Source organism: Mycobacterium sp. E3247 (assembly GCF_001667785.1).
Taxonomy (GTDB): Bacteria; Actinomycetota; Actinomycetes; order Mycobacteriales; family Mycobacteriaceae; genus Mycobacterium.
In genome coordinates, this window is record NZ_LZJG01000500.1 from 1 (window position 1) to 19389 (window position 19389).

General features: G+C 68.2%; 17 protein-coding genes. 11 read left to right on the forward strand and 6 right to left on the reverse strand.

What is annotated here, in order from left to right; translation table 11 throughout:
• Position 1: 1 nt before the first annotated feature.
• Positions 2–688 carry a hypothetical protein gene (locus A9X04_RS31140; RefSeq protein WP_082975231.1) on the forward strand — a complete coding sequence of 229 codons (687 nt, stop codon included), beginning with the start codon at positions 2–4 and terminating at the stop codon, positions 686–688.
• On the opposite strand, the gene A9X04_RS25095 is transcribed toward A9X04_RS31140, so the two are convergent.
• Both A9X04_RS25095 and A9X04_RS25100 read right to left on the reverse strand, forming a co-directional pair.
• A complete protein-coding gene (locus A9X04_RS25095; RefSeq protein ID WP_067926588.1) occupies positions 674–1651 on the reverse strand; it encodes a nitronate monooxygenase family protein in 978 nt (325 codons plus the stop codon). The genes A9X04_RS31140 and A9X04_RS25095 overlap by 15 nt on opposite strands.
• Entirely contained in the window at positions 1648–2040 is a 393-nt protein-coding gene (locus A9X04_RS25100) for a tautomerase family protein (RefSeq protein WP_067926590.1), read from the reverse strand. The genes A9X04_RS25095 and A9X04_RS25100 overlap by 4 nt, the downstream gene beginning before the upstream one ends.
• A 93-nt stretch (positions 2041–2133) precedes the next feature.
• Here A9X04_RS25100 and A9X04_RS25105 point away from each other — a divergent pair, with 93 nt between their 5' ends.
• Entirely contained in the window at positions 2134–3003 is an 870-nt protein-coding gene (locus A9X04_RS25105) for a LysR family transcriptional regulator (protein WP_304442412.1), read from the forward strand.
• Between the two features lie 80 nt (positions 3004–3083).
• On the opposite strand, the gene A9X04_RS25110 is transcribed toward A9X04_RS25105, so the two are convergent.
• Positions 3084–3683, reverse strand: a complete 600-nt coding sequence (locus A9X04_RS25110; protein WP_067926593.1) for a TetR/AcrR family transcriptional regulator — start codon at positions 3681–3683, stop codon at positions 3084–3086.
• A gap of 107 nt (positions 3684–3790) precedes the next feature.
• Here A9X04_RS25110 and A9X04_RS25115 point away from each other — a divergent pair, with 107 nt between their 5' ends.
• Entirely contained in the window at positions 3791–5353 is a 1563-nt protein-coding gene (locus A9X04_RS25115) for an NAD(P)/FAD-dependent oxidoreductase (protein ID WP_067926595.1), read from the forward strand.
• A gap of 7 nt (positions 5354–5360) precedes the next feature.
• On the opposite strand, the gene A9X04_RS25120 is transcribed toward A9X04_RS25115, so the two are convergent.
• Positions 5361–5969, reverse strand: a complete 609-nt coding sequence (locus A9X04_RS25120; RefSeq protein WP_067926597.1) for a YbhB/YbcL family Raf kinase inhibitor-like protein — start codon at positions 5967–5969, stop codon at positions 5361–5363.
• Between the two features lie 39 nt (positions 5970–6008).
• A complete protein-coding gene (locus A9X04_RS25125; protein ID WP_067926600.1) occupies positions 6009–6455 on the reverse strand; it encodes an SRPBCC family protein in 447 nt (148 codons plus the stop codon).
• A gap of 99 nt (positions 6456–6554) precedes the next feature.
• Here A9X04_RS25125 and A9X04_RS25130 point away from each other — a divergent pair, with 99 nt between their 5' ends.
• The 4 genes from A9X04_RS25130 to A9X04_RS25145 all read left to right on the forward strand — a co-directional run bounded on the left by A9X04_RS25130 (position 6555) and on the right by A9X04_RS25145 (position 11921).
• On the forward strand, positions 6555–7274 hold the full coding sequence (locus A9X04_RS25130) for an MBL fold metallo-hydrolase (protein ID WP_067926603.1): 720 nt from the start codon (positions 6555–6557) through the stop codon (positions 7272–7274).
• A gap of 224 nt (positions 7275–7498) precedes the next feature.
• Positions 7499–9787 (forward strand): isocitrate lyase ICL2, encoded by a 2289-nt coding sequence (aceA, locus tag A9X04_RS25135; protein WP_067926606.1) that lies wholly within the window; start codon positions 7499–7501, stop codon positions 9785–9787.
• 425 nt (positions 9788–10212) lie between these two features.
• A complete protein-coding gene (locus tag A9X04_RS25140) occupies positions 10213–10419 on the forward strand; it encodes a hypothetical protein (protein ID WP_067926608.1) in 207 nt (68 codons plus the stop codon).
• Between the two features lie 338 nt (positions 10420–10757).
• On the forward strand, positions 10758–11921 hold the full coding sequence (locus tag A9X04_RS25145; protein WP_067926610.1) for an LLM class flavin-dependent oxidoreductase: 1164 nt from the start codon (positions 10758–10760) through the stop codon (positions 11919–11921).
• Between the two features lie 512 nt (positions 11922–12433).
• Here A9X04_RS25145 and A9X04_RS25150 read toward each other — a convergent pair.
• Positions 12434–12901: an SRPBCC family protein gene (locus A9X04_RS25150; protein ID WP_067926613.1), complete on the reverse strand. Its 468-nt coding sequence runs from the start codon at positions 12899–12901 to the stop codon at positions 12434–12436.
• A 233-nt stretch (positions 12902–13134) separates the two neighbouring features.
• Here A9X04_RS25150 and A9X04_RS25155 point away from each other — a divergent pair, with 233 nt between their 5' ends.
• From A9X04_RS25155 to A9X04_RS25170, 4 genes are all read left to right on the forward strand, one after another.
• Positions 13135–14970, forward strand: coding sequence for a fatty acyl-AMP ligase (locus A9X04_RS25155; RefSeq protein ID WP_067926702.1), 1836 nt, complete (start codon positions 13135–13137; stop codon positions 14968–14970).
• Between the two features lie 76 nt (positions 14971–15046).
• Complete coding sequence (locus A9X04_RS25160) at positions 15047–16279, forward strand: serine hydrolase domain-containing protein (RefSeq protein ID WP_067926616.1); 1233 nt, start codon at positions 15047–15049, stop codon at positions 16277–16279.
• A 94-nt stretch (positions 16280–16373) separates the two neighbouring features.
• Complete coding sequence (locus A9X04_RS25165) at positions 16374–18701, forward strand: arylsulfatase (RefSeq protein ID WP_067926619.1); 2328 nt, start codon at positions 16374–16376, stop codon at positions 18699–18701.
• 8 nt (positions 18702–18709) lie between these two features.
• Positions 18710–19381, forward strand: a complete 672-nt coding sequence (locus A9X04_RS25170) for a GAP family protein (protein ID WP_067926704.1) — start codon at positions 18710–18712, stop codon at positions 19379–19381.
• The last annotated feature ends 8 nt before the right edge of the window (positions 19382–19389 follow it).

Consider the following 19389-nt stretch of genomic DNA (forward strand, 5'->3'; position numbering starts at 1 on the left):
GGTGGTCGGCGCACGGCAGGACGAATTCGAGGCGGCCTATCGCGAGGGCTGGATGCCCACGCTCGCCGCCGGCGATGAAGCGCGGCTGCTCTGGTACACCAACCACGCCCACGGGTCTGGGCAGTCCTACAACGTGGTCACCATCACCGGCATCGCCGACGGCGCGGCCTGGGAAAGGCTCGCGCGCCGGACTCGAAGCGGAGACCTGCGCCCATGGATGCGCGAACTGGACAACCTTCGCCACGAAGTGACGGGCAAGCTGCTGCTGCCGGTCAACTGGTCACCGTTGCAGTCGGTCGATCTGGCCGGTGTGCCCACGACGGGCCAGACGCACCCGCTGACGATGTTCATGGAAGACACCGGTTGGCCGTCCGCGCCGCTCGACGACTACATCCGGTCGTGGGACGAAATCTACTATCGGCCGCTGTCCCAGGCGCCGGCCAGGATGCGCATCCTCGACATCCAGGCGTGTTTCCAGGTGGCACATGGGAGCCACCGGCGCCGGGAGGCCATGCTGTGGCAGAAGATCGACGACTCCAACAACTACGCGGCGCTCGTCCACTTGCTGACCAAGGAGATCCCGCCGGAGCACCGGGGGCCCGGCAGCTACATGTTCGACGCCCTGCAGTACCGCGACCAGTGGCAGAGCCGGCTGCTGCGGACGTCGGACTGGTCACCGCTGTACTGAGGCCGTTCGGTTGAGGATGCGGGCGGCCTGCTCGACCATGTCGGCCAGGATGTCGGCGGCGGGCCGGACGTGGCGAATAAGCCCCACCCCCTCGCCCACGAGTATGGCCGCGGTGTCGAAGTCCTCTGCCGCAACGGCATTTTCGTACTCGGCCACCGCGTCGGGCAGCGACGCCGCCAACCGGTCCTCGTTGCCGTGCCACCTGTCGAGGAAGGCGTTGCCCAGCGCCCGCGCGTTGTAGTCTTCCGGCCAATCCAGCCGCCGCACAAGGTCATAGGCGCGCGTGCGAAAGGTGTCGTCACCGCTGGCCGTCAGCGCCCGCTCGTGCGCCCTCGGCGACACCAACGCCTCCGGCGACGCCCAGAACCTGGTGCCCACGAGCGCGCCGTCGGCGCCGAGCGCCAGCGCGGCGGCCAGGCCGCGCCCGTCGCTGACCCCGCCCGCGGCCAGCACCGGCGTGCCCGGTGCGCGTTCGACGACCAGGTCGACGACGTCGGGCACCAGCGTGAAGGTGGACCGAAGGGTCATGCCGTGCCCGCCCGCCTCGCCGCCCTGAGCCACGACGACGTCCGCGCCGGCATCCAGGGCCCGGCGCGCGTGGTCGAGCGTCTGCGCCTGCGCGATCAGCGGGACGCCCGCGGCGCGAACGCGATCGGCGAACGGCTGCAGCTCACCGAAGGACAGCATGATCGCGGCGGGCCGCCGCTCCAGGGCCTCGTCGAGCAGCCCGGGCTGGCGGGCCAGGCTCCAGGTGATGAACCCGCATCCGACATTTGCCCCCTCGGCTCGGGCGAATTCGCGCCGCAGCCATTGCGTGTCGCCGTAGCCGCCGCCGATGAGGCCCAGGCCGCCGGCCGCCGTCACCGCGGCCGCCAGCCGCCCCCCGGAGATCATCGCCATCGGGGCGAGCACGACGGGGTGTTCGACGCCGAAGAACCTGGTGACTCGTGTGTCGAGGCTCATCGCAGCTCCCCGGTGAGAAACTGCGCCCGGCCGTGGCCGAAAGACCAATCCTCGTCGCCGTTCTCGGTGACCGACACGATCAGGTCGGCCCCGTCGAGCCCGCACCGCTCCGCCAGGTTGCCGGCCAGCAGCTCGTAGAACTTCTCCTTCATCGCCCGCGTGCGCCGCCGACTCACCACCTGCACGATCACCTGCTGCGCCGAGCGGGTGATGCCGAGCCCGGTATCCAAAGCGACGATTTCGTGGGCGGGATGGGTCCGCACCACCTGGTAGCGGTCCCGCGGGGGCACGCCGAACGCTTCGACGACGGCGTCGTGAACGGCGTCGAGCAGTGCCCGGACCTCCGACGGCGTGCGGCCCTCGATGAGGTCGATGTACAGCAGCGGCATTTCGTCTCCTCCGATTGATGTCCTGGCAATGACGCTAGGTTCGCAGCGAGCGCCTGTGAAATGCCCGCTGTCATCGATCTATGCTTGTCAGGCATGGGCGTCATGGAGAGCGGCAGGGTCGAGTTGCGCCACCTGCGCGCCTTCGAGGCGGTCGCGCGGCTCAAGTCGTTCACCCGGGCCGCCGACGAACTCCGCATCACCCAACCGGCGCTCAGCCGCACCATCCGCCAGCTGGAAGACGCACTCGGCGTCACGCTGGTGGACCGCACATCGCGGCACGTCGAGACCACTCAGGCCGGGCGGGCGTTCCTCGACCACGTCGAGCGGCTCCTCGCGGAGCTGGAGCGTGCCTTCGGCGCCGTACGCCGGCAGGCGAGCATCGGCCTCGGCTTCAGCTGGTTGCTACCCGACCCGTGGGCGCAAGACACCGTGGCCCGTTTCGAGCGGGCCACCGGGACGACGGTACGGCTGGTCCGTACCGACGATGCGCTCAGCGCCGTGCAACAGGGCCGGGTCGACGTCGCCGTTGTCCGCGGGCAGGTGACGTCAACGGCCGTCCGGGTCATGCACCTGTTCGACGAGACCCGGGTGGCCGTGTGTTCGGTCCACTCGCCGTTGGCCGGCAGAAGCGAGTTGGACTGGGCTGAGGTGCCGCAGTGGCCGCTGGTCGTCAACACCACCAGCGGGACCACCGGGCCGTGGTCGTGGCCGGCGGACGAAGGGCCGAAAGCCATTGTGGAGACAGCCAACTTCGACGAATGGCTGGAATCCGTCGCCGCGGACCGCGGCATCGGCGTGATCCCCGACGTCGCCGTTCGCCGCAACATCCACCCCGGCGTCCGATTCGTCGCGCTGCGGGGTGCACCCCGGAGCCCGGTCTCGCTGGCGTTTCTGCCGCGCGCCCGCAACGCCGTGCTGCGCCGCTTCGTCGAGGCCGCCGTCGAGAGCGCGCGGAACGTTTGAGTGTGCGCTGACGGCTTCGAGTGTGCGCACACGGCGCCGTTGCTCGGCGTGTCGCCACCGTGGGCGCACACTCAACGGGATCAGGCGAGCAGCGCAAAACCCGAGCGCAGCAGCGCCAGGCTGGACGCCACCAGTTCGCCGAGATCGCCGGTGCATCCGTTGCGGCCCCAATTCTCCACCGCCACAACGAGAGCCGCCGCCAGGGCCGAGCCGGCGACCTCGGCGAGCAGGTCGATATCCGCCACGTCCGGGTTGCGCCGCTTGACGAAGGCGGTCAGCACCTGCGCGAACGACGCTTGCACGACACGCAGATGGCTCTCGATCCGCTCGGCGCTGATCAACTCCGCGCGGGCCGTCGCGGCCTGGCGAACCACCTCGAGATCGTGCGGGAAGGCCGCGACGCTCGCGAGCACGGCGTCGAAGAGCGACTCCGAGGCGGGCCGCCCCGCGAGCGCCTCGGCCAGCCATTCCAGCTGCGTCTCATAGTCCTGGAAGAGCACCGCCTCCTTGGTGGGGAAGTGGCGGAAGAACGTCCGTTCGGTGACGCCGGCCTCGCGGGCCAGCTCGGTCACGGTGACGTTGGCGAATCCCTTGCGCGCAAAGCTGTTCAATGCCGCGTGGCGCAGTGCCTCGTGCGTCGATCGTCGGCGTAGCTCGTGGCGGTTCGTCGGCGCGCTCATCCCACCGGGATGGTATCCGAGCCGATCGGAGCGCGTCAGGACTGACATCTTCCAATTATGTCAGTACTGACATATTCTTGTCACGCGCCGACCCCTGGGAGGAAGCCATGGCGGACTATGACGCGATCGTCGTGGGAGCGGGCCACAACGGCTTGACCGCGGCGACGGTGTTGCAGCGCGCGGGCCTGCGGACGCTGTGCCTGGAAGCCAACACCTACGCGGGCGGCATGGCGGCGACCGTCGAGCTGATCGACGGCTTCCGTTACGAGATCGCCGGTTCCGTGCAGTTCCCGACGGCGAGCCAGATCACCAAGGACCTCGGGCTGGACACGTTGCCCACGGTGGAGCCGGACGTGATGTCGACCAACATCGGCGACCGCGGTGAGGAACCGATGGTCTTCTACCGCGACCCGATGCGGCTGATGACTCACCTGAGCGAGAAGCACGGCGTCGAGGCCGTCACCGGCATGGCCGAACTGATCGGGTGGAGCCAGGGTCCCGCCAAGGCGCTGGGGCGCTTCGACGTTCGCACACCACCGAAGACCCTCGACGAGATGTACGCGTGCGCGGCCAACGACGCCGAACGGCGGGCCATCCACGAGATGCTGTTCGGGTCGGCGATGGACGTCATCGACCGATACCTGCCGGACAAGGACAAGCACGCGGTCATGCGGGGAATGCTCGCGTTCCTCGCGATCAACTCCACCTACCGCGGCCCCTACACACCGGGAAGCGCCACCTGCCTGGCCTTCGCCCTGGCGGTGCCGGACGACTCGACGGCGATGATGACCAAACTCAAGGGCGGCATCGGCGCCCTCACCGAACACCTGCGGGAGCTCTTCGTCTCCCACGGTGGTGAGATCCGCTTCCGCACCAAGGTGGAGCAGATCCTCGTCGAGCGCGGCGCGGTGACGGGGGTGCGGTTGCGCGACGGGTCGACGATCACCGCGCCGATCTTGGTATCCAACCTCGCGCCGGACGTCACGCTCACCGACCTCGTTGCGCGCGAGCATGTTCCGGCGGAGCTGATCTCGCGGCTGTCCGGCCGTGACCACCGGGCCTCCTTCGTGCAGATCCACTTCGCCCTTGACGGACTGCCCGAATTCGCCGCCCCCTTCGAGTTCTTGAACGAAGAGGGCATGCAGCAGTCGGTCGGAATCTTCGGCGCTCCGGAGGAGCAGCAGCTGCACTGGGAGAACTGCCGGCGGGGCATCGTGCCGGACAACCCGTCGATGGGAATGCAGATACCGTCGGTGCATGATCCGGGCATGGCGCCGCCCGGCAAGCACGCCGCCAGCGCCTACGCGTACGCGTTCCCGGTCGAAGTCGACCGACAGGACCATGGGCGACTCAAAAACGAGATGGCACAGCGTGTTATCGACAAGATCACCAGGCTGGCGCCCAACTTCAGGGACATCATGATCCGCCACATCACGTTCGCCCCCTACCACATGAACACGATGTTCGGCGCGCCCGCCGGTGACTTCTGCCACGGCCTGCTGCATCCGGACTTGATGGGCCCGAACAGGCCGGGCCCCAAGGGATTCCTCGACTTGCCGATCCCGATCGACGGCCTCTACCTCGGCGGTGCGGGATGCCACGGCGGGCCGGGCATCACCTTCACGCCCGGCTACAACGCCGGCTATCACGCGCTCGACGACATGGCCTGAAGCGCGGTCAGCCGCCGAAGGTTCCTGTGAGCTGCGCCTGCGCGGTCGCGGCGCCGGCGATTGTGTTCTCCGCCTGGACGCCGGCGAGGCCGTCGGGCAACCGGTAGTCGTTGGGAAGCTGGTAGAGCGTGAACCGGTAGTGGTGGGTGCCGGTTCCCGCGGGCGGACACGGACCTTGGTAGGCGCGCTGTCCGGAGGTGTTCGGCAGGGTGGTCGCCCCGACGGGCGTCTGACCGTCGGCGGTGCTGCCGCTGCCCGGAGCGATTCCGGTGACGACCCAGTGCACGTATAGCCCGTTGACGGCGTCGGGGTCGTCGACCACGAGCGCCGCGCCCAGCGGGGCCGACCATGTCAATGGCGGCGCCATGTTGGCGCCCTTGCAGGTGTACTGCACGGGGATCGCCGCGCCGTCGGCGAACGCCGGGCTGGCGATGCTCAACGGTCCGCCGGCGGGCGCGGCCGGGACGCTGCGCCCGAGGGTCGTCACCTTCGGCGTCGACGGCGCCGTCATCCGGGTGTCGCCGTGCCCGCCGCAGCCGGCCATGCCCAGCACCGGCGCCAGCGCCGCCATGGCGAATGCGATCCGCCGAGGGCTGCCTGCCGTCATGGTTTTCATAGGCAAAGTGTCGCCGACCGGGGCGCCGTAGAAAAGGTGCTAGCTTCCGGCCTTCTTCACCTCCAGGACCCGCTTGCGCAGGCCCTTGGTGGCGGTGTCCATCAGGCTTTTGGTGCCCCGCTTGAGCAGGAAGCCCGGAACCGGCATCAGTAGGTCGACGGTGAGGTCGAAACGGACGCGGGTGGAATCCCCGTCGGGGGTCAGCGTGTACCGGCCCTCCTGCGCGCGCTGCTGTTTGGCGCTGTCCAGCGTCCAGCTGACACCGTCGTCGTGAACCACGTAGGACAACACCTGCTCCTCGGTGAAGCCCACCAGTTTGACCACTTGCCGGGACCTGAGCGGATGACCCTCGTCGTCGCGCTCGAGGATGTCGACGGTTTGATGCACCGAGGACCAGTCGGGCAACGACTCCAGGTCGAACAAGACGTCCATGACCTGATCGGGGGTGGCCTCGATGACGACTTCTCGGGATTCGGTGACAGCCATGGGTGCAACATAGCCAGAGCAACGACGCCAGAAACCCACTTTCCCGCGATAGTCGTGTGCCATAGTCGTGCCACCGATTCGGCGCTACCGTCGGAAGCCGTGCAGTTGACCTGGGAACGGCTGAGCGACGGAGTGCACCGCACCCGGCTGCCGTTCTGCGATGTCACGGTCGGGCTGGCGTGGGGGAGCACCGGGGCGCTCCTCGTCGATACCGGCTCCACCCTCACCGAGGCGGCGGCGATCGACGCCGACGTACGGCGGCTCGCTGGACGCCCGGTCACTCATATTGTGTTGACGCACAAGCATTTCGACCATGTCCTGGGCTCGTCGGTGTTCGCCGGGGCGGAGCTCTACTGCGCGCCCGGAGTCGTCGGCGCGCTGTCCTCGGCGACGGGCGCGCTCCGCGACGACGCGCTGCGCCACGGCGCCGAACCCCGCGCGATCGACCGCGCGATTGCGGCCCTGCGTCGCCCCGACCGGGGGCTGTACAACGCGGTCATCGACCTCGGCGACCGCACCGTCGAGGTTGCGTACCCCGGCCGCGGCCACACCACGTCCGATCTGGTGGTGGTGGTGCCCGGGACGAACCCGGACGACCCGATCGTCGTCTTCACCGGTGATCTGATCGAAGAGTCCGGAGATCCGGCCATCGACGCGGACTCCGACCTCGCCGCGTGGCCGGCATCCCTCGATCGGGTGCTTGCACTCGGCGGATCGGAAGCCCGCTACGTCCCGGGCCACGGACGTGTCGTCGACGCGGAGTTCGTGCGTCGCCAGCGCGACTGGCTCAGCCGACGCGCGGCCGGCGGGCCGAAATGACGAAAGAGACTGCGCTGCAAGACGTTGCGACCTCGAGCGGTCGCCCCGGTGCGCGACCCGCCCCGATCGGCGGCCACTCCCCGGCCGGGGGAGGCGCTCGATGGCTGTCGGAATACGGCACGACAACAGTTTTGGCTCGGGTCTTTTGACCCCTGATTGAACGGCCTGTTCCGGGGATAGACTCTCGTTTTCAGGGGAATCTCGCCGAAGAGGAGCTCACGGCCATGGCCATCATTGACTCGGACACCGAGGTCCGGACATCGTTCGCAGACGACATCGCCGCCACCCAGCGGTACATGGACGGCCCGCGCTTCGCCGGCATCACCCGCCTCTACACCGCCCGCCAGGTAGTCGAGCAACGCGGCACCATCCCCACCGACTATCCGGTGGCGCGCAACGCGGCGGCGGCCTTCTACGACCGGCTGCGCGAACTGTTCGCCGCCAAGAAGAGCATCACGACCTTCGGCCCCTACTCGCCCGGCCAGGCGGTGGCCATGAAGCGGATGGGCATCGAGGGCATCTACCTCGGCGGCTGGGCGACCTCGGCCAAGGGTTCCACCACCGAAGACCCCGGCCCCGACCTCGCCAGCTACCCACTGAGCCAGGTGCCCGACGATGCCGCGGTGCTGGTGCGCGCCCTGCTCACCGCCGACCGCAATCAGCAGTACCTGCGCCTGAACATGAGTGAGCAGCAGCGAGCCACCACACCCGCGTACGACTATCGCCCGTTCATCATCGCCGACGCGGACACCGGCCACGGCGGTGATCCGCACGTGCGCAACCTGATCCGCCGTTTCGTCGAGGTCGGTGTGGCGGGCTACCACATCGAGGACCAGCGGCCGGGCACCAAGAAGTGTGGTCATCAGGGCGGCAAGGTGCTGGTGCCGTCCGACGAACAGATCAAGCGGCTCAACGCGGCTCGCTTCCAGCTGGACATCATGCGCGTGCCGGGGATCATCGTCGCGCGCACCGACGCCGAGGCGGCCAACCTGATCGACAGCCGTGCCGACGAGCGCGACCAGCCGTTCCTGCTCGGCGCCACCAACCTCAACATCCCTTCGTACAAGGCGTGTTTCCTGGCGATGGTCCGGCGGTTCTATGAGCTGGGCGTCAAGGAGCTCAACGGCCACCTCCTCTACGCGCTGGCCGATTCCGAGTACGCCGCCGCCACGGCCTGGCTCGAGCGCCAGGGCATCCAGGGCCTGATCTCCGACGCGGTGAATGCGCGGCGGGAGGACGGCCACGACTCGATCGACGACCTGTTCGACCAGGTCGAGTCGCGGTTCGTGGCCGCCTGGGAGGACGACGCCGGGCTGATGACCTACGGCGAGGCCGTTGCCGAGGTGCTCGCATTCGGCGAGAGGGAGGACGAGCCCGTCGGCATGAGCCCCGAGCAGTGGCGCCAGTTCTCCGAGTCCGCGTCGCTGTACGCGGCCCGGGAGAAGGCGAAGGAGCTTGGGGCGGACCCGCCGTGGGACTGCGAGCTGGCGAAGACGCCGGAGGGCTACTACCAGATTCGCGGCGGAATCCCGTATGCGATCGCCAAGTCGCTGGCGGCCGCTCCGTTCGCCGACATCCTGTGGATGGAGACCAAGACCGCCGACCTGGCCGACGCCCGGCAGTTCGCCGAGGCGATCCACGCCAAGTTCCCCGACCAGATGCTGGCCTACAACCTCTCGCCGTCGTTCAACTGGGACACCACCGGCATGAGCGACGAGGAGATGAAGCGCTTCCCCGAGGAGCTCGGCAAGATGGGCTTCGTCTTCAACTTCATCACCTACGGTGGCCACCAGATCGACGGCGTGGCGGCCGAGGAGTTCGCCACCTCCCTCAAGCAGGACGGCATGCTGGCGCTGGCCCGGCTGCAGCGCAAGATGCGCCTGGTCGAGTCGCCGTACCGCACGCCGCAGACGCTGGTCGGCGGCCCGCGCAGCGATGCGGCGCTGCAGGCGTCCTCCGGGCGGACGGCGACCACGAAAGCGATGGGCAAGGGCTCGACCCAGCATCAGCATCTGGTGCAGACCGAGGTGCCCAAGAAGCTGCTCGAGGAATGGCTGACGCTGTGGAGCGAGCACTACCACCTGGGCGAGAAGCTGCGGGTGCAGTTGCGGCCCCGGCGCGCCGGCTCGGACGTGTTGGTGCTGGGCATTTATGGCAATGGGGACGAGCAGCTCGCCAACGTCGTCTTCGACCCCATCAAGGATCGGCACGGCCGCAGCATCCTGACCGTCCGCGATCAGAACACCTTCGCGGAGAAGTTGCGCCAGAAGCGGCTGATGACGCTGATCCACCTGTGGCTCGTGCACCGCTTCAAGGCCGACGCGGTGTACTACGTGACTCCGACGGAGGACAACCTGTACCAGACCTCGAAGATGAAGTCCCACGGCATCTTCAGCGAGGTGAACCAGGAGGTCGGCGAGATCATCGTTGCGGAGGTGAACCGGCCGCGCATCGAGGAGTTGCTGAAGCCCGACCGCGTCGCCCTGCGAAAGCTCATCACCAAGGAGGATTAGCCGGCGGATCCGTGCTCGCCGCTGCCGAAGGCGTTGGACGGCAACACGATCCGGGTTTCGAGCCCAGCACGGCGCCCAAGGTGGTTATCCAATTTACGAATAAGAAAATTTCTTATTGCCACGTTTGTAAATTCCCGCATGACAACAGTTGTCAGCGGATACGATTTGGCTCGCCGATGGTCCATTAGCCCGAGATGGGCCATCGGCCCCAACTCCTTCAGCCGCAAGGGCTTTCCGCTCGCGCCACCACCCGCACCCAGCACCGCCCCGGCCCTACATCAAGGGCCGTCAACGGGCGTGCCTTGCTGCGGTATTCACTCGACGCCCTACGCACAATGTGTCTTGTGACAACAGTTGCACACGTGTATTATTGCCTTCATGGAAGCGCGCCACGCACGACGCGCTGCACCGGGAAGGAGCGGTTAATGAAGGCGCAGATCAAGACGGCGGTTGCAGTGTTCGGCGGGATGTCCGCGATCGCCCTGGCGGTGGGATTCGGCGGGGTCGGCGTTGACCCGGCGGGCGGCGCGTCGGCACCGGCGGCGCACACGCCGTCCAGCACGGCGGCGGCGACGACCGGCGGCACCCACGTGGCCACCCTGGCCAGCTGCGTGTCCGGCCTCGACTGCTAGGCCCGCCGCGGTTCCGGTGGCCCATCCGCGTGATGGGCCACCGGCGTTTTCGGGGGGAAGTCACGGCGTCGAATCCCGTTTGCCGCCACGCAACCCGGGGTAAGGAGAAGTGGACCCACTTGCACGCGGTGCGGGTGGGGTTTGCGACTCCGTCCGTCGGCTGAACCGGCCGTAATGCAGCCGAGACCAAGGCTTGCTCCCTAGTCGGCGGGGCTGGGATCACCCGGCCCCGCCGACTGAAAACTCCCGACTTCGCCCAACGTCGCGCCGCCAACGCCCTAGGCCGGGCACCGCATTCGGGTTATGGTTCTGCCCAACTCGGATGCAAGGGGACTTCAATGGCGAAGCTCAGGTTTGGATACTTCATCGCCCCGTTCCATCGAGCGGGCACCAACCCGACGCTCGCCTTGCAGCGTGACCTCGAGTTCATCGAGCACCTCGATGCACTCGGCTTCGACGAAGTCTGGTTGGGCGAACACCACTCGGCGGGCAGCGAGATCATCAGCTCGCCGGAGATCTTCATCGCCGCCGCGGCCGAACGCGCCAAGCGGATTCGCTTTGGCACCGGGGTCATTTCGCTCTCGTACCACAACCCGCTCTGGGCCGCCGATCGGCTGATGCTGCTGGATCACCTCACCCATGGCCGGATCATCGGCGGCGTGGGTCCGGGTTCACTGCCCAGCGACTCGTCGATGATCGGGCTCACCCCCACGGACACCCGCGAGCTGCTCGAAACGAACCTCGACATCGTCGTCCGGCTGCTGGCGGGGGAGACGGTCAGCGCCAAGACGGCCACGCACCAGTTGTTCGACGCCAAGCTGCAACTCGCCCCGTACTCGGACGGCGGAATCCCGCTGTCGGTCGCCGCGGTCGCGTCGCCAACCGGTGCACGGCTGGCGGGCAAGCACGGCATCGGCCTGCTGTCCATCGGGGCGACGCTGACCGTCGAGGGTTTCAACGCGCTCTCCTATCACTGGGGCATCGTCGAGGAGCGCGCGGCGGCCTTCTGCACCCAGGTCGACCGCAAGAACTGGAGCCTGGTCGGCCTGTTCCACCTCGCCGAGACCGAGAAGCAGGCCCGGGAAGAGGTCAAGTTCGGCATCGAGCCATGGTTCCGCTACTTCCAGAAAGTGGCCGCCTTCCCGCAGATGACGATGCCGGGCGAGCAGCTCGACGAGATGATCGACGTCATCAACGACAACGGGGCGGGCGTCATCGGTACGCCCGAGCGGGCGCGCGAGCAGGTGCAGCGCCTGTGGGATCAATCCGGCGGGTTCGGCTGCATGCTGCAGATGGGCCACGAGTGGGCCAACCCGGCCGCCACGCGACGATCGGCCGAGTTGTTTGCCGCCGAAGTCATGCCGCATTTTCAGGGCCAGGCGCAACCGACGCTGGATGCCGCCGCGCGAGCCGGACAGGCCCGCGACAGCCTGGCGCAATCGCAGCTGGACGCCGTCGCGCACATGACGCAGAAGTATGAAAGCGAAAAGCGTACGACGTGACCATCCGTGCGTAGCGCCCGTCGACCGGTGCGAAAGACAATCGCCCAAGCGAGACGTTAACCGGCGCCATCGTGTGCCGCGCCCGCACCGGCTGTGGAAACCAACGGCCACCCCGCCCCGGCGGTGGGATCGATGCGGTGGCTGCACGCCGGCCGGCCACGGGGTACGGCGGAATTTGAGGTCGAAAGACCCTGACGATCCGACTCCGACGAGCGGAACGTTAATGCCCTCGGGCATTGAGTTCAGCACGAGGATGACGGAGTTGAGTCATGTCGCAAGTCACCAGAATCATCGTTGCCCTGATGATCACCTGCAGTGCGTTAACCACGTCGGGGTGCACCTGCACCCAGTCCCCGGGGGGTCTCGTTTGCAGCTGGTGAGAGTTTGGCGACCTCACGCTTGAGTGAGAAGCGCCGCGAGAAAGCAGTTCGCAGCGGGCTGCTGATCGTTACGCGCTCAAATACCCAACGAGCGCGAGCAAGCCATGCACACAAAGCAATTCGCCGCTGCCCCTATCGCGCGCTGCCAGATTCACGTTCGGCCGCTTTCACCAGCTGGCTGGCGAAGTATCGGACCGCACCGGCCATGGCGGCACGCACCACCGGACCCGTCCCGCGCACACCCTCGGTGAACGAACCGGTCCAGCGGATGTCGGTTCCACCGGCCGGGTTCGGCGTGAACACCACCTCACCCGAATAGTCCTTGGCCGGGGTCGGGGGGCCGACGAGCTTGTAGGCATGCCGGCGATCCTGCTCGTACTCGACGGTCTCTTCCTGCACCAGTACCGGCCACAGTCCCACCTTGCGGATGGCCCCGATCCCACCGGGCGCGGGATCGCCCTGCCGCGCCCAGCTCGACTGCACGACGATGGGCTTGGCCCACTTCGACCAGTTGGCGCCGTCGGTCACGAGCCGGAACAGCGTCGCGGCGGGCGCGGTGCTGGTGCGGTTGACCTCGAATGAAAACGTCCTGCCTGACATGACCAACCCCCGCCTGCATTCATCGACGACCCTGCGTGTCGCTCGCGCGTAGGCTACCGCCCACGCCTTGCGTCTCCCGGGTGGGGTTCGCCGGCCGCGCGCCGCGGCCCGAAAGCGCGACCGCCAGGAACCGGCCCGAATGCGGTTCCCCGCGAACGTCCTTCACGGGCGGAGTGCGGATGATCACCGTCGCGGCGGGCCAGGTGCGGCGTGGGCTTGCCTACAGTAATTGCATGGAATTCGGTTTGCGCCGGCACGCCGAGGGTGGCCCCGGCCTGCTCGAGATCGAGGACTGCCTGGACGCCGACGGCAACGTCATGCCGCCGCCGGACGTCACGCTGATCTCGCTGATCGATCGCAACATCGCGAACGTCGGTGACGCCGTGGCGTACCGGTTCCTGGACTACAGCCGATCGGCCGACGGGCTGGTCGAAGAGGTGACGTGGAAGCAGTTCGGGGTCCGGTTGGAAGCCATCGGCGCGCGCGTGCAACAGGCGGCGAGCCGCGGCGAGCGCGTCGCGGTGCTGGCGCCGCAGAGCCTCGACTATGTGATGGGTTTCTACGCGGCGATCAAGGCCGGAACCATCGCCGTGCCGCTGTTCGCACCGGAGTTGCCCGGGCATGCGGAACGTCTCGATACCGCGCTGCGCGACTCTGAGCCGACGGTCGTGTTGACGACGGCGGCGGCGCGGGGCGCAGTCGAGGATTTTCTGAGCACCCTTCCGCAACTGCAGCGGCCGCGAGTCATCGTCATCGACGAGATCCCCGACTCGGAGCGGGGATCCTTCGCCCCCACCGAGTTACGTCATGACGACGTCTCCCACCTGCAGTACACATCGGGTTCGACCCGGCCCCCGGTGGGCGTGGAGGTCACGCACCGAGCCGTCGGCACCAACCTGGTGCAGATGATCCTTTCGATCGACCTGCTCGACCGCGACACCCACGGGGTGAGCTGGTTGCCGCTCTACCACGACATGGGCCTGTCGATGATCGGCTTCCCGGCGGTGTACGGGGGACACTCGACACTGATGTCGCCCGCCGCGTTCGTCCGCAGGCCGCAGCGCTGGATCAAGGCCTTGTCCGCCCAGGCGGGCCGCGCCGTCACGGCGGCGCCGAACTTCGCCTACGAGTGGGCGGCCCAGCGGGGTCTGCCCGCCCCGGGTGAGGACGTCGACCTGAGCAACGTGGTGCTGATCATCGGTTCCGAACCGGTCAGCATCGACGCGATCACCACCTTCAACAAGGCGTTCGCCCCGTACGGGTTGAAGCCCACGGCGTTCAAGCCGTCGTACGGCATCGCCGAGGCCACCCTGTTCGTCGCGACCATCGCCCCCGACGCCCAGGCGACCGCCGCCTATTTCGACCGTGACGAGCTGGGCGCCGGTCGCGCGGTGCGGGTCGCTGCGGACGCCCCGGGAGCGGTCGCGCAGGTCTCCTGCGGTCAGGTCGGCCGCAGCGAATGGGCCGTCATCGTCGACCCGGACACCGGGACCGAGCTGCCCGACGGCCATATCGGCGAGATCTGGGTACAGGGCAACAACGTCGGCCGGGGCTACTGGGGGCTGCCCGACGACACCCGGTGCGCGTTCGGCGCCCGGCTGCAGTCGCGGCTCGACGCGGGCAGCCACGCCGAGGGGACAAGCGTCGAACGCTCGTGGCTGCGGACCGGCGACCTGGGCACCCACCTCGACGGCGAGCTGTACGTCACGGGCCGGATCGCCGACATGGTCAGCGTCGACGGCCTCAACCACTACCCGCAAGACATCGAGGCGACCGTCGCCGAAGCGTCCCCGCTCGTACGGCGCGGGTACGTGACCGCCTTCGCGGTGCCGGCCGAGGGCACCGGTCAACAGCTGGTGATCGTCGCCGAGCGGGCGGCGGGCACCAGCCGCGCCGACCCGCAGCCGGCGATCGCGGCGATCCGTGCCGCGGTCTCGCGCCGCCACGGGCTGCCCGTGGCCGACGTGCGCTTCCTGCCGGCCGGCGCCATTCCACGCACCACCAGCGGCAAGCTGGCGCGCCGGGCCTGCCGCTCCCAATACCTGAGCGGCAGCCTGGGCAGCCACTGACCCCGCCGCGGCGGGACAGCCGAAAAGCGGGGCCCTCGCGGCGCGGTTGACTTAGTCTCCCTTGCGGAGGCGAACGATGGTGCTCAAGGTTGCGGTGCCGGCGGATCGGATTTGTGGCGACGTCGACACCGGCTACGGAAAGGTTGCCGACGCCTTCCGCGCCAGTTTCCGCGACGGCGCGGAAGTTGGCGCAGCCGTCGCGGTCTACCGGGACGGGGTCAAGGTCGTCGACTTGTGGGGCGGCTATCGAAACGGGTCGGCCAGGGAGCCCTGGCGGCCCGACACCATGGTCAACATGTTCTCCACGACCAAAGGGGTCGCCGCCCTGGTCGTGGCCGTGGCGGTGTCCCGGGGGCTCATCTCCTATGACGCCCGGGTGGCCGAGTACTGGCCGGAATTCGCGCAGGCGGGCAAGGACGAGGTGACCGTCCGGCAACTCCTCGGGCATCAGGCCGGGCTGTGCGCGCTCAAACCGAAGCCCACGCTGGCCGACGTCGCGGACCCCGCCAGGCTCTCGCCGATCCTCGCGGCGCAGGTACCGGCGTGGCGTCCCGGGACGCGGCACGGCTACCACGCGATCACGCTCGGCTGGTACGAATCCGAGCTGATCCGCCGGACCGACCCGGCCGGCCGCACGCTGGGCCGCTTCATGGCCGACGAAGTCGTCCGGCCGCTGGGACTGGACCTGCACATCGGGCTGCCGGATTCGGTCGATCGCGAGCGGGTAGCGCACGTCCATAACTGGGCGCGCGCGGAGACGCTGCTGCATCTGAACGTGATGCCGCCCGGATTCGTCGGCGCCTCGCTCAATCCGGTCGGCCTGACCGCGCGCACCATCGGGATCCCGCGCGGCGTCAATGCGTTCAACGGCGACTACAACCGCGACGAGGTGCGCAGGGTCGAGATCCCGTCGGCCAACGGCATCGGCACCGCCCGGGCGGTCGCGCGGCTCTACGGCAGCGCGGCCACCGGGGGAGCCGAACTGGGCGTCGGCGGGGACACCCTCGAGGCGCTGACGGCGCCGGCGCACGCCCCGAGTCGGGGCGCTCGCGACAAGGTCATGAACGTGGACGTGGCATATTCGCTCGGATTCTGTAAACCGGTGCCACACTTCGCCTTCGGCTCCTCGGACAAGGCCTTCGGCACTCCCGGCTTCGGCGGCTCGTTCGGCTGCGCCGACCCGGACACCGGCGTCGGGTTCGCCTACGTGATGAATCGGCTGGGTTTTCACCTGTGGAGCGACCCGCGCGAACTCGCACTGCGGCAGGCGCTGTTTCGCGATGTATTCGGCGTGCGACCGCAGACGTGAGGCCGGTGGAGAGCCTTCCCGTCCGCTACGGTGAGGCTGCCGAGTTGCCTGGGGGACAGCCGGGAGATCCGCTGCACCAGCACCAGGAGGCGCCATGGTCGACCAGCCCCGCGGGGACACACGATTCGGCGGGGACCTCACCCCGTCGGCGGCCGACTCCACGCCGGTAAGACCGTCGATCGTCTCCCCACCCGCCGGCGCGCCCAACATCGTCGTGGTGTTGCTCGACGATGTCGGGTTCGGCGCCGCGTCGACCTTCGGTGGGCCGGTGCCGACACCCGCACTGGACCGCGTCGCGGGCGCCGGGTTGCGCTACAACCAATTCCACACGACCGCGCTGTGCTCACCGACGCGCGCCGCCCTGCTGACCGGTCGCAATCACCACAGCGCGCACATGGGCACCATCTGCGAGATCGCCTACGGCTTCCCGGGTTACGACAGCGTGATACCGCAGAGCACCGCCACCGTCGCCCACGTGCTGCGGATGAACGGCTACAGCACGGCGCTGTTCGGCAAAGCGCACTTCACCCCGATCTGGGAGATCGGGCCCGCCGGCCCGTTCGACCGCTGGCCGACCGGACTCGGGTTCGAACGTTTCTACGGATTTCTGGGCGGGGACACCTCGCAGTACGAACCCGCGCTCTACGACCAGACCACGCCCGTCGAGCCGTACCTGGGACGGGACGACTACCACCTGACCGAAGACCTCGCCGACAAGGCGATCGACTGGATCCGGCTGCAGAAGACGTCCGCGCCGGACAAGCCGTTCTTCCTGTACTTCGCGCCCGGCGCCACCCACAGCCCCCACCAGGTGTGGCCGGAATGGTCGGACCGCTTCGCCGGCCGATTCGATGACGGCTGGGATGCCCTTCGGGAAAGCATCTACGCCCGCCAGCTGGAAATGGGCATCATCCCCGCCGGCACCGAGTTGACGCCGCGACCCGAGCAGATACCCGCGTGGGCGGACTACGACGACCGCTACAAGCCGGTGGCCCGGCGGTTGATGGAGGTCTACGCCGGGTTTTTGGCCCACACCGATGCCCAGGTCGCACGGGTGATCGACGCCGTCGACGCGTTAGGTCATTGGGAGAACACGATGTTCATCTACCTGTGCGGCGACAACGGTGCGTCCGCGGAAGGGACGCTGCACGGCGCGTGGAGCTCACCGGCCTTCCAGAACGGCATGCCCGAGGATCCCGAGTGGTTGCTGGCCCACATCGCCGACTTCGGCACGCCCCGCTGCGAAAACCACTACAACGTGGGCTGGGCCTGGGCGCTCGACGCACCGTTTCAGTGGATGAAACAAGTGGCTTCCCACTTCGGGGGAACCCGCAATGGACTGGCGATCTCATGGCCGCGGGGCATCGCGGCGGCGGGGGAGCAGCGCAGCCAGTTCCACCACGTCATCGACATCGTGCCGACGATCCTGGAAGCCGCCGGCATCGACATGCCCACGTGTGTCAACGGCGTCGAACAGAAGCCGATCGAGGGTGTCAGCATGCGGTACTCGTTCGACGACCCCGCCGCAGCAGGTCGGCGGACCACGCAGTATTTCGAGATCTTCGGCAATCGCGCTGTGTACCACGATGGTTGGATCGCCTCGTGTTTTCACGGTCGACTGCCCTGGGTCCGCGCCCAGCGCGCCACCCCGTTCGGCGACACCGAACGCTGGGAGCTCTACCACCTGACCGACGATTTCAGCCAGGGCATCGACCTGGCCGCGCAACGGCCCGACAAGCTCGCGGAGCTGCAGGCCGTGTTCGACGCCGAGGCGCGGAAATACGATGTCTATCCGCTCAGCGACGCGACGCTGGCCCGCGCCTTTCCCGCAAACCGGCCGAGCCTGCTGGCCGAGCGCACCTCGATCACCTACTACGCCGGGCAGGTGCGCATCCCCGAACCCGTGACATTGCGCTACGCCAGCACCTCGTTCGATTTGCGGGCGCAGCTGACCATTCCGGTGGGGGGCGCTCAGGGCGTGGTCATCTGCATCGGGGGCGCGATGGCCGGGTGGAGCTTGTACTTGGAGCACGGCATTCCCCGCTTCGCCTACAACTACCTGGGTCATGAGCTCACGACCATCGCGGCGGCCGAGCCACTGCCGGAAGGCCCTGTCGCATTGGGCCTTTCGTTCGAGTATGACGGCGGCGGTCTGGGCAAAGGCGCCTCGGTGTCGCTGCGTGTCAACGACATCACCGCGGCAGGCGGCCGCGTCGAACGCACGGTCCCGTTCCGCTTCTCGATGAGCGGCGAGACATTGGACGTGGGCACCGACACCGGCTCCCCGGTCGCGCCCTACGGGCACGATTTCCGGTTCACCGGCCGAATCGACCGCATCGACGCCACCGTGCACCCGCATCCCACCGATCTGGCCGCGGCGATCGCCGAGGCGGAGATGCGCGCCGCGCTCGGGGCGCAATAGTGCTTGCGATGTGGAGCGGCCTTGTCCCGCTGCTCCTCGGTTGTGCACTGGAGCCGATCGAAGTCGTCATCACGATCATGCTGCTGGGGACCCCGTCGCGCGTGCGGTCGGCCGGCGCCTGGGTTGCGGGGCACATCAGTACGCGCCTGCTGCAAGGCCTCATCTTCGGCACCATCCTGCATTGGGGAGCGCGCAGCGCCGACCCGGACCGCCCACACCACTGGATCGCTGCCACCGCGCTGTTGGTGGTGGCACTGCTGCTGCTGGTCACCGCGGCGCGGGAGCTGCTGACGGACGACGATCTCGACGCGCCACCGCCGAAGTGGATGACCATGCTGACGTCGGCCACGCCCGCCAAAGCGTTCTTCATCGGCGCCGGGGTCATCGCCGTGTCGGTGAAAGCCTGGGTCTTCACGCTCGGGGCCATCAGCGTGATCGGCACCGCGAATTTGAGCCGGCCCGCCAATGTCGGTTCCTACGTTCTCTTCGTGGCGCTCGCCGCGAGCGTGAATCTCCTCATCGTCGTCGTGGCAGCGGTTTTCCCTGACCGATCGCGCGCCCTGCTGGACAGGGTCTTGGGCTGGCTGCAAGGACACGACCGGCCGATCGTGATCGTGGTGAGCGTGGTCTTCGGTACCTGGTTCGCGATCAAAGCCCTGCGCGGCTTCGGGATTCTGTAGCTGGCCCG